This is a genomic window from Nocardia sp. NPDC004260 (assembly GCF_053603155.1).
Genome location: NZ_JBSGEZ010000019.1, coordinates 87,327 through 103,832, shown reverse-complemented (window position 1 = coordinate 103,832; position 16,506 = coordinate 87,327). Strand labels below are relative to the sequence as shown.

The 16,506-nt window shown below is 69.1% G+C and carries 14 protein-coding genes and 1 pseudogene; 4 read left to right on the top strand and 11 right to left on the bottom strand.

The features are described from left to right. Positions 1–92: 92 nt before the first annotated feature. Positions 93–1,691 carry a phosphoglycerate dehydrogenase gene (serA, locus tag ACWEO7_RS14140; RefSeq protein ID WP_452423555.1) on the bottom strand — a complete coding sequence of 533 codons (1,599 nt, stop codon included), beginning with the start codon at positions 1,689–1,691 and terminating at the stop codon, positions 93–95. 142 nt (positions 1,692–1,833) lie between these two features. On the opposite strand from serA, the gene ACWEO7_RS14135 reads away from it, so the two are divergent. From ACWEO7_RS14135 to ACWEO7_RS14125, 3 genes and pseudogenes are all read left to right on the top strand, one after another. Beyond that, positions 1,834–2,388: a TetR/AcrR family transcriptional regulator gene (locus tag ACWEO7_RS14135; RefSeq protein WP_452423553.1), complete on the top strand. Its 555-nt coding sequence runs from the start codon at positions 1,834–1,836 to the stop codon at positions 2,386–2,388. Between the two features lie 76 nt (positions 2,389–2,464). Further along, complete coding sequence (locus ACWEO7_RS14130; protein WP_452423551.1) at positions 2,465–4,174, top strand: alpha/beta fold hydrolase; 1,710 nt, start codon at positions 2,465–2,467, stop codon at positions 4,172–4,174. An 822-nt stretch (positions 4,175–4,996) separates the two neighbouring features. Then, positions 4,997–5,350, top strand: a pseudogene (locus ACWEO7_RS14125) (DNA polymerase beta superfamily protein); the annotation flags it as partial. Positions 5,351–5,440: 90 nt separating this feature from the next. On the opposite strand, the gene ACWEO7_RS14120 reads toward ACWEO7_RS14125, so the two are convergent. Next, entirely contained in the window at positions 5,441–5,953 is a 513-nt protein-coding gene (locus tag ACWEO7_RS14120) for a winged helix-turn-helix transcriptional regulator (RefSeq protein WP_452423549.1), read from the bottom strand. 109 nt (positions 5,954–6,062) lie between these two features. On the opposite strand from ACWEO7_RS14120, the gene ACWEO7_RS14115 reads away from it, so the two are divergent. Beyond that, positions 6,063–6,701 carry a dihydrofolate reductase family protein gene (locus ACWEO7_RS14115; protein ID WP_452423547.1) on the top strand — a complete coding sequence of 213 codons (639 nt, stop codon included), beginning with the start codon at positions 6,063–6,065 and terminating at the stop codon, positions 6,699–6,701. Between the two features lie 69 nt (positions 6,702–6,770). Here the strand turns inward: ACWEO7_RS14115 and ACWEO7_RS14110 are convergent, their stop codons facing one another. The 9 genes from ACWEO7_RS14110 to ACWEO7_RS14070 form a co-directional block, all read right to left on the bottom strand. Next, a complete protein-coding gene (locus ACWEO7_RS14110; protein WP_014987157.1) occupies positions 6,771–6,974 on the bottom strand; it encodes a cold-shock protein in 204 nt (67 codons plus the stop codon). A gap of 468 nt (positions 6,975–7,442) precedes the next feature. Then, the gene (gene iolD, locus ACWEO7_RS14105; RefSeq protein WP_452423545.1) at positions 7,443–9,284 is read right to left on the bottom strand and encodes a 3D-(3,5/4)-trihydroxycyclohexane-1,2-dione acylhydrolase (decyclizing); all 1,842 of its coding nucleotides are present in this window, start codon (positions 9,282–9,284) and stop codon (positions 7,443–7,445) included. After that, the gene (gene iolB, locus ACWEO7_RS14100) at positions 9,281–10,171 is read right to left on the bottom strand and encodes a 5-deoxy-glucuronate isomerase (protein WP_452423543.1); all 891 of its coding nucleotides are present in this window, start codon (positions 10,169–10,171) and stop codon (positions 9,281–9,283) included. Before iolB ends, iolD begins: the two co-directional genes overlap by 4 nt. A 54-nt stretch (positions 10,172–10,225) precedes the next feature. Beyond that, a complete protein-coding gene (locus ACWEO7_RS14095) occupies positions 10,226–11,119 on the bottom strand; it encodes a Cgl0159 family (beta/alpha)8-fold protein (protein ID WP_452423541.1) in 894 nt (297 codons plus the stop codon). A 622-nt stretch (positions 11,120–11,741) separates the two neighbouring features. Beyond that, positions 11,742–12,680: a 5-dehydro-2-deoxygluconokinase gene (gene iolC, locus ACWEO7_RS14090; RefSeq protein WP_452423539.1), complete on the bottom strand. Its 939-nt coding sequence runs from the start codon at positions 12,678–12,680 to the stop codon at positions 11,742–11,744. Between the two features lie 16 nt (positions 12,681–12,696). Continuing rightward, positions 12,697–13,479 (bottom strand): ATP-binding cassette domain-containing protein, encoded by a 783-nt coding sequence (locus ACWEO7_RS14085; RefSeq protein ID WP_452423537.1) that lies wholly within the window; start codon positions 13,477–13,479, stop codon positions 12,697–12,699. Next, entirely contained in the window at positions 13,476–14,519 is a 1,044-nt protein-coding gene (locus ACWEO7_RS14080; protein ID WP_452423536.1) for an ABC transporter permease, read from the bottom strand. The genes ACWEO7_RS14085 and ACWEO7_RS14080 overlap by 4 nt, the downstream gene beginning before the upstream one ends. A 10-nt stretch (positions 14,520–14,529) precedes the next feature. Then, positions 14,530–15,537 (bottom strand): sugar ABC transporter substrate-binding protein, encoded by a 1,008-nt coding sequence (locus tag ACWEO7_RS14075; protein WP_452423534.1) that lies wholly within the window; start codon positions 15,535–15,537, stop codon positions 14,530–14,532. Positions 15,538–15,548: 11 nt separating this feature from the next. Then, positions 15,549–16,445 carry a TIM barrel protein gene (locus ACWEO7_RS14070; RefSeq protein ID WP_452423533.1) on the bottom strand — a complete coding sequence of 299 codons (897 nt, stop codon included), beginning with the start codon at positions 16,443–16,445 and terminating at the stop codon, positions 15,549–15,551. Positions 16,446–16,506 lie beyond the last annotated feature (61 nt).

Sequence of the window (16,506 nt, the reverse complement as noted above, 5' to 3'; positions counted from 1 at the left end):
CGCCCGGGCCCCGCCCCCCCCCGCGGCGCCGCTCTGGTGTGGTGGGGGGGGGCCCCGATTCCGAGTTCACCGGGGCTGCGCCCCGGATCGGATCAGGACAGGTCGACCTGGACGACCTTGGCCGCGCCGACGGACTCGGCGATCGCGGCCTGGACGTCGGCGGGCACCTCGCGGGCCACGCGCAGCACCACGGTGGCGCCTTCCTTGTCGACGTCCTGGGTCAGCTGCGCGGCCAGGATATCGACCTCGGCCTCGCCGAGCTTGGTGCCGATCTTGCCCAGCGCGCCCGGCCGGTCGTTGTAGTTCAGGATGGCCAGGTTGAGGCCCTCGGCGCGCATGTCGTAGTTGCGGCCGTTGACGTTGACGATCTTCTCCACCAGCTGCGGCTCGGTCAGCGTGCCCGCCACGTTCAGGGTGCTGCCGTCGCCGAACACGGCGCGCAGGTCGACGACGCTGCGGTGGCTCGGGCTCTCCGTCGCGGTGGTGACCTCGGCGGTGATGCCCCGCTCCTTGGCCAGCGCGGGCGCGTTGACGAAGGTGACCTGGTCCTCGACCAGCGCGGAGAAGATGCCGCGCAGCGCGGACAGCTCCAGTACGCCGACCTCTTGCGCGGCCAGCTCGCCGCGCACCTGCACCTCCACGCTGACCGGCAGCTCGTTGGACAGCGCGCCGAGCAGGGCGCCCTGCTTGCGGACGATGTCCAGCCAGGGGGCGACTTCTTCACCGACGGCGCCACCGGTGACGTTCACCGCGCCGGGCACGAATTCACCCGCGAGCGCCAGCAGCACCGACTTGGCGACGTCGGTGCCCGCGCGGTCCTGCGCCTCGGAGGTGGAGGCGCCCAGGTGCGGGGTCACGACGACCTGCGGCAGGTCGAACAGCGGGCTGTCGGTGCACGGCTCGGTCTCGAACACGTCCAGGCCCGCGGCGCGCACGTGGCCGGACTTGATCGCCTCGGCCAGGGCGGCCTCGTCGACCAGGCCACCGCGCGCGGCGTTGACGATGATCACGCCGGGCTTGGTCTTGGCGATGGCCTCCTTGCCGATGAGGCCCTTGGTCTCCGGGGTCTTCGGCAGGTGGATCGAGATGAGGTCGGCACGCTCGAGCAGTTCGTCCAGGCTGAGCAGCTCGATGCCCAGCTGCGCGGCGCGCGCGGGCGACACGTAGGGGTCGTACGCGACGATCTTGGTCTCGAAGGCGGCCAGTCGCGCGGCGAACAGCTGGCCGATGCGGCCGAGGCCGACGACGCCGACGGTCTTGTCGAAGATCTCGACGCCGTTGAACTTGCTGCGCTGCCAAGTGCGCTCACGCAGCGTGGCGTCCGCGGCGGGGATCTGGCGGGCGGCGGACAGCAAGAGGGTGACCGCGTGCTCGGCGGCGGTGTGGATGTTCGAGGTGGGCGCGTTCACGACCATGACGCCGCGCTCGGTGGCGGCGGGAACGTCGACGTTGTCCAGGCCGACGCCCGCGCGGGCGACGATCTTCAGGTTCTTCCCGGCTTCCAGGACCTCGGCGTCGACCGTGGTCGCCGACCGCACGAGCAGCGCGTCGGCCTCGGGCACCGCGGCCAGCAGGGCCGGGCGGTCCGGTCCGTCCACCCACCGGACCTCGACACCGTCACCGAGCGCGTCGACGGTCGACTGGGCGAGCTTGTCGGCGATCAGAACTACAGGACGGCCTGCTTGGCTCACGTGGAGTACTCCTGGGGAATGGGTCGGCAATTACCGCCGACCAGCTTAGTGCGCGCGATTTCCGACCTGGCTGCCACCTGGTAGGCGGCCGTCGTCAGTCCCGACGCTGGCAAAAATATGCAGACCGGTCTACAGTCACCGCATGGGCGTCAAAGGCACCGAGACTCGCGGCAAACTCGTCGAAGCGGCGCGCACGCTGGTGGAGCGGCACGGCTACTACGGAGCCGGGCTCAACCAGATCCTGGCGGCCAGCGGGGCGCCGCGCGGATCGTTGTACTTCCATTTCCCCGGTGGCAAAGACGAATTGGTCGCGGCGGCGGTCGCCCAAGCGGGCAAGGAGATCGCCGCGCTGATCGACACCATCGAGCCCGGCGATGCCGCCGAGGCCGCGAGCAGGCTGCTCCGAGCGTTCGGCGACCGGCTGGAAGCATCCGGCTGGCAACAAGGCTGCCCGGTCGCCACCGTCGCCCTGGACGTCGCGGCGGCGAACGACCCGATCCAGGCCGAGTGCGCCGCCGCCTACGCCGCATGGGAGCAGGCGCTGCGCATCCGGCTGCGGGCCGACGGCCGTGCCGACGCGGACGATCTCGCGGCAGCGGTGCTCGCGATGGTCGAGGGCGCACTGCTGCTGGCACGTGCGCAGCGAAGCCGTGAACCCTTGGAACGGGTCGAACGCACACTGCGCGCCATGATCTGAGGCCGAATCCGCCGACACCGCAGGAAGTTTTTCCATGTCCACAGAATATGTAGACCGGTCTAGTAAGGAGGACGTCATGTCCGACAGCATCGTTTTCGGGGCCGCCGGGTTCCTCGGCCGCAACGCGGTCGCCCGCCTGCTCCAGCAGGGGCATTCCGTCGCCGCCGCATTGCGTGCGGGCAGTGCGGAGCGGCTCACCAGTTGGCTGCGCAGACAAGGCGTGGACGAGAGCGGGTTGGAAATCCTCACCTGTGACGTGACCGCACCGGACCTCGGTCTGCCCGCCGAGTTCGACGCGTCCGGCGTGCGCGACGTGTACAACTGCGCGGCCCGCTTCGCCTTCGGGCTCGCCCCCGAGGACGCGTACGCGGTGAACGTCACCGGGGCGCTGCGAGTGCTGGAATGGGCCGCCGCCCTCCCCGAGCCGCGACGCGTCGTGCACATCACCGGGTACCGGATCACCGTGGAGGAATCCGAGGAGCAGCACTACGAGAACGGCGCGTACGGCGCGTCGAAGTTCGAATCCGATCCGCTGCTGCGCCGCCGGGCGGCAGAACTCGGCGTCGCGCTGACCATCGCGAACCCGAGCAGCGTGATCGGCCCCGGTCAATACATCGGGCTGGCGAGCGTCGTCGAGGATCTGTGGAACGGGCGGCTCCCGGCTCTCCCCGGCGGGCCCGAGACCTTCGTGCCGATCGTGGATCTGGACTACTTCACGGATTTCCTGATCAGCCTGCCCACGCTGCCCGATACCGCGGGCCGGTCCTACACGGTTCTGGATGATCGGACTCCCGTGCTGCCGAAGCTCGTGCGACTACTGGCTGATCACCTGGGCGTCCGCGCGCCCCGGTTCTCGATTCCGGTCGGCGTCATCTCGAAGCTTCCGCCCGCACTCACCGGCGCCGACCCGGAGACGCTCAGCTTCATCGCCGACGACCGCTACGACACATCGGCGGCGCGGGAAGTGGCGCGGCGAGCCGGGCTCACCATGCCGCCGACAGAGGCGACCCTCTTGGGCTGGGCCGACCATCTCGTGGCCACCCGGTTCGGCGCGGTGGCCGATGACCCGACAGCCGGTTTCACCGACGGCGTCTGGGTTGGCGGCGAGCGCGTCCGCCCGGCTTACGTCCTGGTGCACGGCCTTCCGTTGGACGGCGAGTCATGGAACCAGGTGCGCGCGGAACTGGACGGGGCCGCCCTGGTCGTGGACCTGCCCGGCCTCGGGCGTTCGGCGCCAGGGGATCGTGACGCGGTGCTGCCGGGATTGCTCGCTTCGGTGCGCACGCGCCCCGTTCTGGTCGGCCACTCGCTCGGCTGCGGCCCGGTGCTGCGGTACGCGGCGCGGCATCCTGACCGAGTCTCCGGCGTGGTGCTGGTCGCGCCCGCCTTCTTGCAGCCGCGGTCGGGCCGGCTGCTGCGCTCGCCACTCGCGACCGCGGCGATGCGTCGGATCTCGGCGGCGGCCTTGTCGAAACGGCTAGGCGTGCCCGAGAGCGACGCCATCGCGAGCGCGGCGGCGAACCTGCGCAGGCCGGGCGTCGCGGGCCGAACGGTCGGCGCGTTGCGGGAGGCGAGCGCTCCCGCGCGGCGTGCGGAGTTGCGAGCTCTGCTGGAACGGATCGACGTGCCGGTGCGGATCATCGCCGGTTCCGACGACCCGGTCACCGCCCCGACCGCGCGAGAGTGGATTTCCATCGAAGGCGCGGGCCACTACCCGCAACTGACCCACCCGGCGCGACTCGCGAGCGAGCTCGCCGGGATCTCCGCCATCGCGGCGCGGGGCTGATCTCCACCTTCGACGTTGCGGCGCGGTGCCGGTTCGGGCACGACAACGGACACACGAACGCACCGTGACGCTCCGACTCGACACGCGCCTCGTGCTTGCGGAGCGCATGACCACGTTTTGCCAACGGCGACCGCGCAGCGGCGGGCCCCCACACCATCAGGTGCGGGGGCCCGCTCCGTCACGCCGTCGGTCGGCGTGGGACCCGGTCGACCCTACTCGACCGTCACGTCGGTCAGCGGCCGCCGAAGGAACCCGTCCACAGGGTGTCGACAAGACCGTTCAGCGCGGCGCCAAGGGTGCCGAAAAGACCGTTCAGGGCAGCGCTACCGGTGTCGATGATAACGGGGATCATGGAAATACCTCTTCCTCGAAACTTATCCAGTCGAACTGGCTGACACGTGGCATGTCGGTGCCGGATCGGCGACAGTTACAGAATTCGAATATTTGGTAACGCAGACCACAAATCGATTGAGATGTGACTCATGACACTCATCCCACTGTGAACGAGCTGGGAATCTATACGTTTGTCCAGGTCAAGACACCGAAAGCGCCGGAAGATTTCCCTCGCTAATAGAAGTCGAAAACGACATTTCAGAAAAATTTAGTACGAATCTCGCGCCACACCTGGAAAAGGGACTTCCGAGTGATTCGAGCCACTTCGACGAAGCCCGGCAATAGAGATATCAAATAACTTTCGAATACGTCGAAGGGGTGGACGGAGAAATGCTCGGCTCCACGTCGGCGGCCCTGTTCCCGATGCGCGGGGCGCCGCGGCGGAAGATCGTCGGGATGCCCCGACAGTGACCGACTACCGACAGTTCGGCCCGATTGCGCGCGCTGGCCGATGAGGTCGCCGACCGTGACCGGGTCGCCCGGCACTATCTACACCTGGGCGCCAAGCAGTGGGCGCTGTTCGAGCGCACCGGATCGCTGAAGAAAGTCTTCTACGCGCTGCGTCCGGCGATGGCACTGCGCTGGCTGCGCGAGCATCCCGCGGCGGCGGTGGCGCCGATGCATCTGCCCACACTGTTGCGGCAGTGCGAGCTGCCCGCGGAGTTGTCGGCGGCGGTGACCGGGCTGACCGACCTCAAATCGCGAACCCGCGAGATGGGCAGCGGGTCGGTGCCCGCGCCGATCACCGCGTTCATCGCCGCCGAATTCGCCTGCACGGAGTAGGTTTTCGTCAAATCTCGGGGCCGGGACCTCACCCGGGCCAGGGAGATCACAGCGGAGTTCTTCCACTCCGAGGCACTGGCGGGCTGACGCCTACGAGGCGACTTTCCGATCGTCCTCGGCGACGGCGTCGGCGTAAGCCTGAGCGAGTCGTTGCGTGGCGGTGGGGCGGTCCGGATCCGGGCGCGGTATGCCGAGGTGGCTCTCGCGTAGTTCGTCCATGAACTCCGACCACAGTCGCGGACCGCCCGCCTCGAGCAGTTCGGCCCGGACGCGGAGACGCCTGGTGGTCGGACGGTGCCGCAATCCCCATGCGCCGAGCTGCGCCATGATCGGGACCAATTGGATGGCCGGTTCGGTGAGCCGGTACTCGGCCTTCTGGCCGGGCCTGGTGTCCGCACGGCTGAGCAGCCCGGCGGCCACCAGGCGCTTGAGCCGGTCGGACAGGATGTTGGAGGCGATGCCCTCCTCCGATCCGGCCAGCAGCTCGCGGAAGTGCCGCCGGTTGCCGAACATCACGTCACGCAGCACCAGCAGCGTCCACCGATCGCCGATCAGCTCGATCGTCGCGTTGATCGGGCATCCCGAACGTCCCTCCTCGCGCATCCGGCACTCCTGTCGGTCGTCAACTACTGCTTGCAATATACAACCAGTTGGCCGTACGCTGCCCACAACCGATTGCGAATTGCAATCACTTAGTGGGAATGAGTGGTCCATGCCGAAGCTGCGCGTACACAACCTGGCGATCTCTCTGGACGGCTATGTCGCTGGTCCGAACCAAGGGCCGGACAATCCGCTGGGCGAAGGCGGCACGCGACTGCACGAGTGGGTGTTCGCGACGCCCTACGCCAACCCGGAGGCCACGAACGACCCCGGCGTCGACGATGAGTATCTGGCCGCGGGCGATCGCGGCATCGGCGCGACCATCATGGGCCGCAATATGTTCGGTCCGATTCGCGGAGCATGGCCGAACCACGAATGGACGGGTTGGTGGGGCGACAATCCGCCGTACCATCACGACGTCTTCGTTCTGACGCACCACCCACGCCCGCCGTTCGGGATGGACGGTGGCACGACTTTCCACTTCGTGGACGAAACCCCCGAGGCGGTGCTGCGCCGCGCGTTCGAGGCCGCGAACGGACAGGACGTGCGCTTGGGCGGCGGTTCAGCCACGGTGCGGCAGTTCCTGCGGGCGCGGCTGGTGGACGAGTTGCATCTGGCCGTCGTCCCGATCCTGCTCGGCGCAGGCGAGCGCCTCTACGACGATCTGGGGGAGCTGCCGGGCTACCAGGTCGCCTCGGTGACACACTCCCCCGCCATCACCCATGTGACCTTCACCCGCTCCGAGGCGTGAGGACCCTCCGAACAAGCGGAAAGGCCCCGCACCGTCCCGGTGCGGGGCCTTTCGAAAGTCAAGTCGCGATCAGAGAACGCGGACGTCCTGGGCCTGCGGACCCTTCTGTCCCTGGCCGATCTCGAACTCCACGCGCTGCCCCTCATCGAGGGACCGGAAACCCGAGCCGCTCACAGCCGAGTAGTGCACGAAGACGTCGGGCCCGCCGCCGTCTTGTGCGATGAAGCCGAAGCCCTTCTCGCTGTTGAACCACTTCACAATGCCTTGAGCCATTTCATACTTTCTGTAGACGAGCCAGGTGGTGTTATCGAGATGCCCTGGTCTCGTAGATCAACGATGCCATGATCCGACGAATTACTCACGTTTCGCGCCACCAACTGTGAGCTAACGCTCACGAGGGCCCTCGGCTCGGTCGTGCGCGAGTGCACTCGCAATGCTCGCTCAGGGGCGGGCTGGTCTGTCACCTCCCACGCTCGGTCGGGTCCCGATCACGCGACATCGTCGGGGCCCGCCCGTCGGGTACCCGTACTTTTCGCCGGATAACGCCCGTCACCCTCCCTGACGAGCATGCCCCACCGACCTGCGCCAGGCAGCGTGGAGCTTCTTTGCGACGCGGCTCGAAACCGATACGGATTCGCTACCAGTTACCTTGTGCCGCAGCGCATTTCAGCGTACCACGCCTAGACTCCTACTTCAGCCTAGGTCCGTGGCCCATCGGGCGCACTGTTCATTAAGTTCTGTTCACGACCGCAGGTAGCGCACCTGACGTGGTTTCGCCTCGTCGTAGGCGGCGCGGCCCGGCAGCTGCTCGGGCACGCCGACCTCCCACCAGGCGCCCGCGTCCGTCCACGACGACGGCCGCGTCCGCACAACCAGCACGGCGGGGCGCTGCTCGGCCATCGCCGTCGCCCGCGCCCGCAGGTACGCGTCACGAAATTCGTCCAGGTCGGCGGCGGTGAAAGCGGCACACCCCAGAGCGGCGGCATGGGCGGCGAAATCGACTCGGGGCGGTTGTTCCCGCGTGGTGCGGCAATCGGCATAAAGGTTGTTGAACGGCTCACCGCCCTGCCCCTCTTGCAGCCTCGCGATCACGGCATAGCCGTCGTTGTCGCAGACCACCGCGACGAACGGATGCCCGGCGAAGGCCGCCGAGAACAACTCCGAGTTCAGCATCAGATACGAGCCGTCGCCGAGCAGCGTCGTCACCACGCCGTCGGTGCGCGCCATGGCCGCGCCCCACGCGCCCGCCAGCTCGTAGCCCATGCAGGAGAAGCCGTACTCCACGTCCATGGTCGGCGCGCCGCCGGTCGCCCGCCAGCCGCCGACAAGTTCACCGGGCAGGCCGCCGGAGGCCGTCAGCACGTAGTCGCTCGGCCCGCTCAGGTCGTTCACGGCGCCCACCACCTGGGCGTAGCTCGGCGCGCCCGGGGTCGGCGCGCGCAATTCATCGATGTGCGCGTCCCAGGCGCCCCGCTGGTCGGAGGCTCGCGCGGTCCACTCGGCGTCGACTCGCCACTCCCCCATCCGCTCGGTCATCTCGCACACCGTGGCCTCGGCGTCGCCGACCACCGCCAGCGCGCCGTGCTTGACGGCGTCGAAGCGTGCCACATTGATGGTGACCAGGCGAACGTCCGGTGCGAAGACCGTCCAGGACGCGGTGGTGAAGTCCTGCAACCGGGTGCCGACGGCGAGGACCAGGTCGGCGTCGGCCGCCATCGCGTTCGCCGACGCCGAGCCGGTGATGCCGAGCGGTCCCGCGTACAGCGGATGCTCGTGCGGCACCAGGGTGCGGCCCGCGGTGGTCTCCACGATCGGAATGCCGTGCTTCTCGGCGAATTCCAGCAGGGTGCGTCCCGCGCCCGAATACCGGACGCCGCCGCCGAGGATCAGCAGCGGACGGTGCGCGGCGCGCAGTGCGGCGACGGCTTCGGCGAGTGCCCGGTGATCGGGACGTGGCCGGGTGAGACGGTGCAGCACCGGCTCGAAAAGCGTGTCAGGGAAGTCGTAGGTCTCGGCCTGGACGTCCTGTGGAAGCGCAAGGACGACCGGGCCGGCGTCGGCCGGGTCGGTGAGCACCCCGGCAGCCTGGGGCAAAGTGGCGATCAACTGTTCCGGGCGTGTGACGCGGTCGAAGTAGCGGCTCACCGCGCGGAACGCGTCGTTCACGGTGACGGTCGGGTCGCCGAAGTGCTCGACCTGTTGCAGAACCGGGTCCGGCGCGCGTCCGGTGAAGGTGTCGCCCGGAAGGAGGAGGAGCGGGAGGCGATTCGCGTGTGCGACGCCCGCCGCCGTCACCATGTTGAGCGCGCCGGGACCGATCGATGAGGTGGCGACACCGACCTGACGCCGATGAGTGGCCTTCGCATAGCCGACGGCGGCCAGCGCCATCCCCTCTTCGGCGTGCCCGCGCCAGACGGGGAGTTCGGCGCGCCGCTCGTGCAGCGCGGTGCCGAGGCCGAGCACGTTTCCGTGGCCGAAGATCGCGAAGACGGCGGGGAACAACGGCGCCTCGCGGCCGTCGAGTGTCTCGGAGCGCTGGGCGATCAACCAGGCCACCAGCGCCTGCGCCGTGGTGAGCTTCATCCGATCCGTCCTTCGTGGGAAGTGACCGGGCAGCGCGGATCGATCGGCTCGGCGTCCCAGCGCGCCCGCACCCAGCTGTGCGCGGGGTCGTCGCAGAACGCCATCGATCGCTCGGGCGCCGGACCGGCCAGCACGTTGAGGTAGTACATGGGGTAGCCGGGTGCCGCGACGCACGGGCCGTGATAACCGCGCGGGATCAGGAAGACGTCACCGTCGCGGATTACGACGTTCTCGTTCACCGTGCCGTCGGCGGTATACGTGCGGTGCATGCCGAATCCCTCGCGGGAGGGGGTGATGCCGTCCCGGCCGGCGATGCGGAAGTAGTAGATCTCCTCGTTGACGACCTCGCAGTCGCTCGCCTCGTCGTGCTTGTGGGGCGGATAGGACGACCAGTTGCCGTCCGGGGTGATCAACTCGCAGGCGTTGAGCTTGTCCGCGTGTTCCCACACACCGGGTATGCCGAAGTTGCTGACCTGACGCGTCGCGCTTCCCGCGCCTCGGATTTCGACCGGCACCTCCTCGGCGGGGCCGTATCTCGGCTCGAGCCGTCTCCCGCAGCGGGCCATCGGCAGTGCCACCTCGAGGTCACCGCCTTCGGCCACGATTTCCAGTTCGGCGTCGCGCGGGACGTAGGCGAAATCCGTCACTCGGGTGAAGACCGATTCCCGGCCGGTCAGCGCGTAGGTCTCGCCGTCGACGCGTACCGTGCACGCTCCTGACAGCGGCAGGACGAACGCCTCGAACTCCCCCGTCCGCACGATCCGCGACTTCTCCGCATCGATCCGCAGCACACGCAGTCCGGCGTATGTCCATCCGGCGTCGTCGGGAGTCAGCAGGATCGGGTCACCGTCATGGCGCAGCGTTCCTTCGGGACGGTGCAGTGTCATCGCGCCTCCTCTGTCCGCGGTCGGGAAGTACCGGCCCCGCGGTCACTTCGCTCCTCATCGGGCTTCTTTCAGTAAGCGGGCGGCGGTTGCGACCGCCCTGCCGACGTCGCCGTCCGGCGGGTACAACAAGGTGCGGCCGACGACGAGACCACGAACAACCTCGTGGCCGAGGGCTCCGCCCCACAGCGCGCGATCCACCGCCGGGTCCCCCGACGGCGCGCCACCCAGCACGAGAACCGGCAGCGTCGTGGCATCCAGCACCGAGATATCCTGCGGCGCAGGGATCTTCAGCCAGGTGTAGGCCGAGGTGACGCCGAGGCCGGAGGCCACCGTGATCGCCCGCGACAGCGAGACCGCGTCCTTGCTCATCACCAGCGCACCGGAGCCGTCCCGGTGATACGGCAGCGGCTCGACCATCGCCATCAGCTCGTGCGCCGCCAGCTCCGAGACCGCCTGCGCGCAAGCTTGCAGCGTCGGCACGGTGCCCGCGTCGGAGTCGACCAGGCGCAGCAGCATCTTGCCGCCGTCGAGCCGGAACCGCGCGAGAGAATCCGCGTCGTACCCGGTGAAGCGATCGTCGATCTCCCACTCCGCGCCCGCCAGCCCGCCGCGGTTCATCGAACCGATCACGACCTTGTCGTCCAGCGCGTCCAGCAGCAACAGTTCCTCGACCACGTCCGGCGAGCCGAGCACGCCGTCGACGTCCGGGTCGGCCAGCGCGATCAGCAGCCGTTCCAGCAGCGTGCGCCGATCCGCCATGGCAGTGCGGTCCGCGCCGATGCCCAGCGCGCCGCGAGCCGGGTGATCCGCGGCGACGAGAAACAAGGTCTGCTTGCCCGCCAGCAGGTCGGCGCGGCGTACCCGTTCGGCGTAGGCCCGTTCGACCGCGGCGGGGTCCGTCGCGCGCACGTGCAGTAACTCACGCCAGCGTTCGTCGGTCACATGCATGCCGCTTCCTCCTTCCCGCACTCGGTCCGCAGCCACAGTCCGCGGCTCGACCACAGATTGGTCGGCGCGCAGCTTCTCGCTTCCTGGCCCGGCTCAATCGCACAGCCGCTTCTCCATTCGGTGTGGCTGCCCCGGATTTCCGGCCCGGCTCAACCACACGGCTGCTCGTCCATTCGGTGCGGCTGCCCCGGATCCCTGACCTGGCTCAACCACACGGCTGCTCCTCCATTCGCCGCGGCTGCCCCGGATCCCTGACCTGGCTCAACCACACGGCTGCTCCTCCATTCGCCGCGGCTGCCCCGGATTCCGGACCTGGCTCAACCACACGGCTGCTCCTCCATTCGCCGCGGCTGCCCCCGCAGGTGCTCGATCTCCGCGGACGTGCGGGCATAGCATCCGCCGCACGCCGGGCAAGCAGCGGCCAATGCGCCCGATCGTGTCGGCGTAGGTATCGATGCGCCGCGAGGCCGATCCGAAAGCAGAGCATGGATCGGCACAGCGGCACTCGCGCGTAGCCGCGCTCGATCTCGCCGGGCGTCCGTCGCACACGCGCGTGGTGACTCGGCCCAGCGCCGTCGACCGGCTATCGGCACGACAGCTGCTCCGTCCCGCTTTTCGCGACTCACCCGCACAACAGTTCCTCGATCTCCGCGGCCGTGGGCATCGCGTCCGCGCAGGCCAGACGCGCGGCGACCAGGGCGCCTGCCGCGTTGGCGTAGGTCGCGATGCGTCGTGGGTCCCACTCCGAGAGGAGGCCGTGGACCAGCGCGCCGCCGAAACCGTCACCCGCGCCGAGCCCGCACACCACGTCCACGCGGCACGGCGGCACCGTCCAGCGTTCCTCGGCGGTGGCCACCAGCACGCCGTCGCCGCCCTGCTTGATCACCGCCAGGCGCACGCCACGGGCGAGCAGTCGATCGGCCGCCGCGTCCGGGTCGGCGGTGCCCACCGCCATCTCGACCTCGGCACGGTTGCCGACCACTACGTTCACGTGGTCGACCATCCACCCGATCTCGGTCCGCGCGGTCTCGACATCCGGCCAGAACATCGGCCGGTAGTCGAGGTCGAGCACCGTATGCCCGCGTCGTGCACGCCGCAGCAATATGTCGCGCTGGGTGCCACGCCCCGGCTCCGCGCTCACTCCTGTGCCGGTGACCCACAGCAGGGGCACGGCATCGACGACTTCCCAGGGCACTTCGTCCGGAGTGATGGTCAGGTCCGGCGCGATCGGCGCGCGGTAGAACAGCAGTGGCGGATCGGACGGCGGCGTGAGCTCGCAGAAGACCACGGGCGTCTGTAGGTGCGGCGCGGTCGACACATGACGGGACGAGACGCCGAAGTCCTCCAGCGCCGTGCGCACGAAGTCGCCGAAGCCGTCGGGGCCCACCTTGGTCAGCACCGCCGTACGGCGACCGAGCCGGGCGGCGGCCACGGCGACGTTGGTCGCGGTGCCGCCCAAGAATTTCGCGAAGCTGCGCACCTGCGCCAAGGCGACGCCGCTTTGTTCGGGATACAGGTCCACCCCGACGCGGCCGATGGTCAACGCCTCCAGCTCGGTCACGAATTCGCCTCCTCGTTCACGGCGTCACCACGCGTCGCAGTTCGTGCTGCAACGCCTCCAGTTCCGCCCCGCCCGCCATCTGGCGGGTCAGTTCCGGCAGGTCGATCTCCGATTTCTCGTACGAGCCGAGCATCGCGCCCCGCTTCAGCAGCAGGAATCGGTCGCCGACCGGATAGGCGTGGTGCGGGTTGTGCGTGATGAGCACGACGCCGAGCCCGCGTTCGCGTGCCCGCACGACGTACTGCAACACCACCCCGGCCTGCTTAACGCCCAACGCGGCGGTCGGCTCGTCGAGAATCAGCACCTTCGCGCCGTAGTGCACGGCCCGCGCGATGGCGACGCACTGCCGCTGCCCACCCGACAGCGTGCCGACCGGCTGTTCCATGTCGCGGATCTCGATGCCCATGTCCGCCAACGCCGTTCGCGCGATCGCGCAGCCCTTCTTACGGTCCAGCAGCCGAAACGGGCCGAATCCGAATGTCGGCTCCGAGCCCAGCACGAAGTTGCGCCACACGCTCATCAACGGCACCACCGCGAGATCCTGGTACACCGTGGCGATGCCGCGATCCAACGGCTCGCGCGGTGAGGCGAACCGCACCGATTCGCCCTCGACGCGCAGTTCGCCCCCGTCGTGCCGGTGCACCCCGGCGAGGATCTTGATCAGCGTGGATTTGCCCGCGCCGTTGTCGCCGAGCACGCAGGTCACCTCGCCCGCGTTCACCACCGTCGACACCTCGCGCAGGGCGACGACGCCGCCGTAGCTCTTGCCGAGGTCGACGGCCTCGATGAGGGAAGTCATCGGCGCACCCTTTCGGCTCGTTTCTGGAATCGGTTGTTGACCAGCACCGCCGCCAGCAGCAGCACACCGAGGAACAGCATGAACCAGTCGCTGTCCCAGCGGGCGAACACGATGCCTTGGCGCGCCATGCCGAAGATCAGCGCGCCGATCGCGGCCCCCACCGCTGAGCCGAAGCCACCGGTGAGCAGACACCCGCCGACGACGGCGGCGATGATGTAGTGCAGCTCCAGTCCGACGCCCTGGTTGGCCTGCACGCTCGCGAACCGCAGGATGTTGCAGGAGCCGACCACCCAACCGGCGAACGCCGTGCCCATGAACAGCAGGATCTTGGTGCGATCCGCGGGCACGCCCACCGCGCGGGCGCTGGGCAGCGCGCCGCCGACGGCGAAGATCCAGTTGCCGAACCTCGTGCGGACCAGAACGATCGCGGCGATCGCGGTGAGCACGACCCACCAGACCACCGACGCCTGGAGGTGCGCTTCCCCGATGTCGAGTGTCGACGCGAACACCCAGCCCGCCGACTGGTAGCCGTCCGCGCCGCGCACGCCCGACACTTGCACCGTGTCGGTGACCAGCCGAGTCACGCCGAGATTCAGGCCCTGAAGGGCGAGGAACGTACCCAGGGTGACGATGAAGCTGGGCAGGCCGGTTCGCATCACCACCCAGCCGTTGAACGCGCCGACGACCAGCGCGAACGCCAGCGAAGCGAGCAGCGCGAACCACACGTTCCAGCCGGCGTGCACCGCGAGCAGGGCGGTGACCAGCGCCGTGGAGGCGGTCATCACGCCCGCCGACAGGTCGAACTCGCCGCCGATCATCAGCAGGGCCACGGCCACCGCCATGATGCCCAGCGTGGAGGCGTCGTCCAGCCAGGTCGCGACGCCGAGCGGACTCAGGAACCGGTCGGTGATGACGGAGAAGAAGACGAACACCAGCAGCGCCCCCAGCGCCGCGCCGATCTCCGGCCGCACGGCCAGGCGTTGCAGCGGTGAGCGGCCCGTGTCTCGGGTCCGGTCGGGTGTCTTTGTGGCAACGGTCATTTCATCCACCTCATCGCGTGCCCTGCGCGACGAGCGCGGCGACGGCGTCCACATTGCTCTTGTCGACGAAACCGGGTCCGGTCTGCACCGGCGCGCCGCCTCCGGCGGTGTTCAGGTTCGTCCGGTACAGCTTCAACAGCACGATCGGCAGATAGCCTTGCTCGTACTGTTGCTGATCCACCGCGAACAGCAGCTTCCCGGCTCGGATCGCGTCCACCACATCGGAATTCAGATCGAAGGTGGCGACGGTGGCTGCCGAACCGGCTTCCCGCACCGCGTCCACGGCTCGCGCGGCGACTTGCGAGTTCAACGTCAGAACCGCGTCGATGGAGCGATCGGCCTCCAGCGCGCCTTTGATCCGTGATTGCGCGTCGGTGGGATTGTTGATGTCCACCTGGAGCGTGGTGGCATTGCCGAAGGCCTTGGTCGCGCCCGCGCAGCGCTCGTTCGCGCCGATATTGCCCGCCTCGTGGATGACGCACAGCATCTTCGTGCGCCGCGCCTCCGCGAGCCGTCTGCCCGCGGCCTGCCCGGCCAGCGATTCGCTTTGGCCCACATGGACGAACGCGCCGAACTTGGCGCTCTCGGACTCGCCCGAATTGATGGTCACCACCGGAATGCCAGCGGCAACAGCTTTTTCCACCGATGGCCGTAGCGCCTCGGGATTGGCCATCGAGACGACGAGCCCGTCGACGCCCTGCGCCACCGCGTTGTCGATCAGCTTCGCCTGCTGGCCGGGATCACCGGAGGCGTTGTACTCCACCCGGATTCCGAGGTCCTTGCCCGCCGCTTCCGCGCCGTTCTTGACAACGTTCCAGAACGCGTCGCCGGGGCTGCCGTGGGTCACCACCGCGACGGATTCCACCGTCCCGGCGGCCATCGGCGTCTGCGAGGGTGCGGGCGCGTCGGCGCCGGGGCCGCTGCACGCGGCCAGGAGCGCGGCCGTGGCGATCCACGGCAGCAGGCGGCCCGAACGCCGCCCTCTCGCGGTGAGGCCGCGCTGTTGTGTCGGAGACATCGTCGCTTCCTTCAGATTCCCGCGGCGGCGAGTGCGATGTCCGCGAGGTGGCGCAGGCTGCGCCCGGTGTCGTCGCTCGCCTGCCGCGCCGATTCGCCCGGTCGCAGCGCGGCGTCCTGCTCCAGCACGTACCAGCCCCGGTAGCCCGCGGCCCGCGCGGTGTGCACGAGTGCCGCGATGTCGACGTCGCCCTCGCCCAGCGGCACATACAGCCCACGGCACACAGCCGAGCTGTAGTCCAGCTTTCCGGCACGGACCTGATCGGCCAGCGCGCCGCGCACGTCTTTGAGATGGATGTGCCCGATCCGCTCCGCGTGCCGTCGCGCGAGCCGGACCGGGTCGGTGCCGCCGATGAGCAGATGCCCGGTGTCCAGGCAGATGTCGAGATCGGAATCGGCGAGGAACCGCTCGACCTCGGCCTCGCTCTCCACATGGGTGCCGACATGCGGGTGCAGCACCGTGCGCAGGCCGTGCGCGGCGGCGACGTCCCGGATCGCGGTGGCCGTGTCGACCAAGGCGCTCCACTCGGAGCCGTCCAGTTGCGGGCGCGCGTCGTACCCGTCGAAACCGGTCGCGGCGGCGAGGACGAGTACTTCCGCGCCCGCGGCGGCCAGCTGGGCGGCGGTGTCCTCGGCGCGGGCGACGGCGTCCTGCCGGTCGCGGTGCAGCACGGCGGCGAGGAATCCGCCGACGGCGGTGAGTCCGAAGGTCTCCAGCAATCGGCGCAGCTCACCTGGGTCGCGTGGCAGATAGCCGGGAGGACCGATCTCCGTCGCGGTCAGGCCGAGCTGGGCCATCTCGGCCAGGACGGTGGGCGCGTCGAGCACGTGGCCCCAACCGGGGACCTCGCATACTCCCCAGGAGATCGGCGCGGCCGCGATGCGCAGCGGGTAGAGGGATTCGGTCATCGGTGCTCTCCGACCTTCGACGTCGAGGTGAACCGCTCTATTGGAGCGCTCCAACTATGTA

Bases quoted from the DNA above. Each gene is read 5' to 3' on its own strand.
- ACWEO7_RS14095 (WP_452423541.1), bottom strand. From the start codon at position 11,119: ATGCATGTGACCGACGAACGCTGGCGTGAGTTACTGCACGTGCGCGCG.
- ACWEO7_RS14115 (WP_452423547.1), top strand. From the start codon at position 6,063: ATGCCGAAGCTGCGCGTACACAACCTGGCGATCTCTCTGGACGGCTAT.
- iolB (WP_452423543.1), bottom strand. From the start codon at position 10,171: ATGACACTGCACCGTCCCGAAGGAACGCTGCGCCATGACGGTGACCCG.
- ACWEO7_RS14135 (WP_452423553.1), top strand. From the start codon at position 1,834: ATGGGCGTCAAAGGCACCGAGACTCGCGGCAAACTCGTCGAAGCGGCG.
- ACWEO7_RS14070 (WP_452423533.1), bottom strand. From the start codon at position 16,445: ATGACCGAATCCCTCTACCCGCTGCGCATCGCGGCCGCGCCGATCTCC.
- iolD (WP_452423545.1), bottom strand. From the start codon at position 9,284: ATGAAGCTCACCACGGCGCAGGCGCTGGTGGCCTGGTTGATCGCCCAG.
- ACWEO7_RS14110 (WP_014987157.1), bottom strand. From the start codon at position 6,974: ATGGCTCAAGGCATTGTGAAGTGGTTCAACAGCGAGAAGGGCTTCGGC.
- ACWEO7_RS14075 (WP_452423534.1), bottom strand. From the start codon at position 15,537: ATGTCTCCGACACAACAGCGCGGCCTCACCGCGAGAGGGCGGCGTTCG.
- ACWEO7_RS14080 (WP_452423536.1), bottom strand. From the start codon at position 14,519: ATGACCGTTGCCACAAAGACACCCGACCGGACCCGAGACACGGGCCGC.
- ACWEO7_RS14120 (WP_452423549.1), bottom strand. From the start codon at position 5,953: ATGCGCGAGGAGGGACGTTCGGGATGCCCGATCAACGCGACGATCGAG.
- ACWEO7_RS14085 (WP_452423537.1), bottom strand. From the start codon at position 13,479: ATGACTTCCCTCATCGAGGCCGTCGACCTCGGCAAGAGCTACGGCGGC.
- ACWEO7_RS14130 (WP_452423551.1), top strand. From the start codon at position 2,465: ATGTCCGACAGCATCGTTTTCGGGGCCGCCGGGTTCCTCGGCCGCAAC.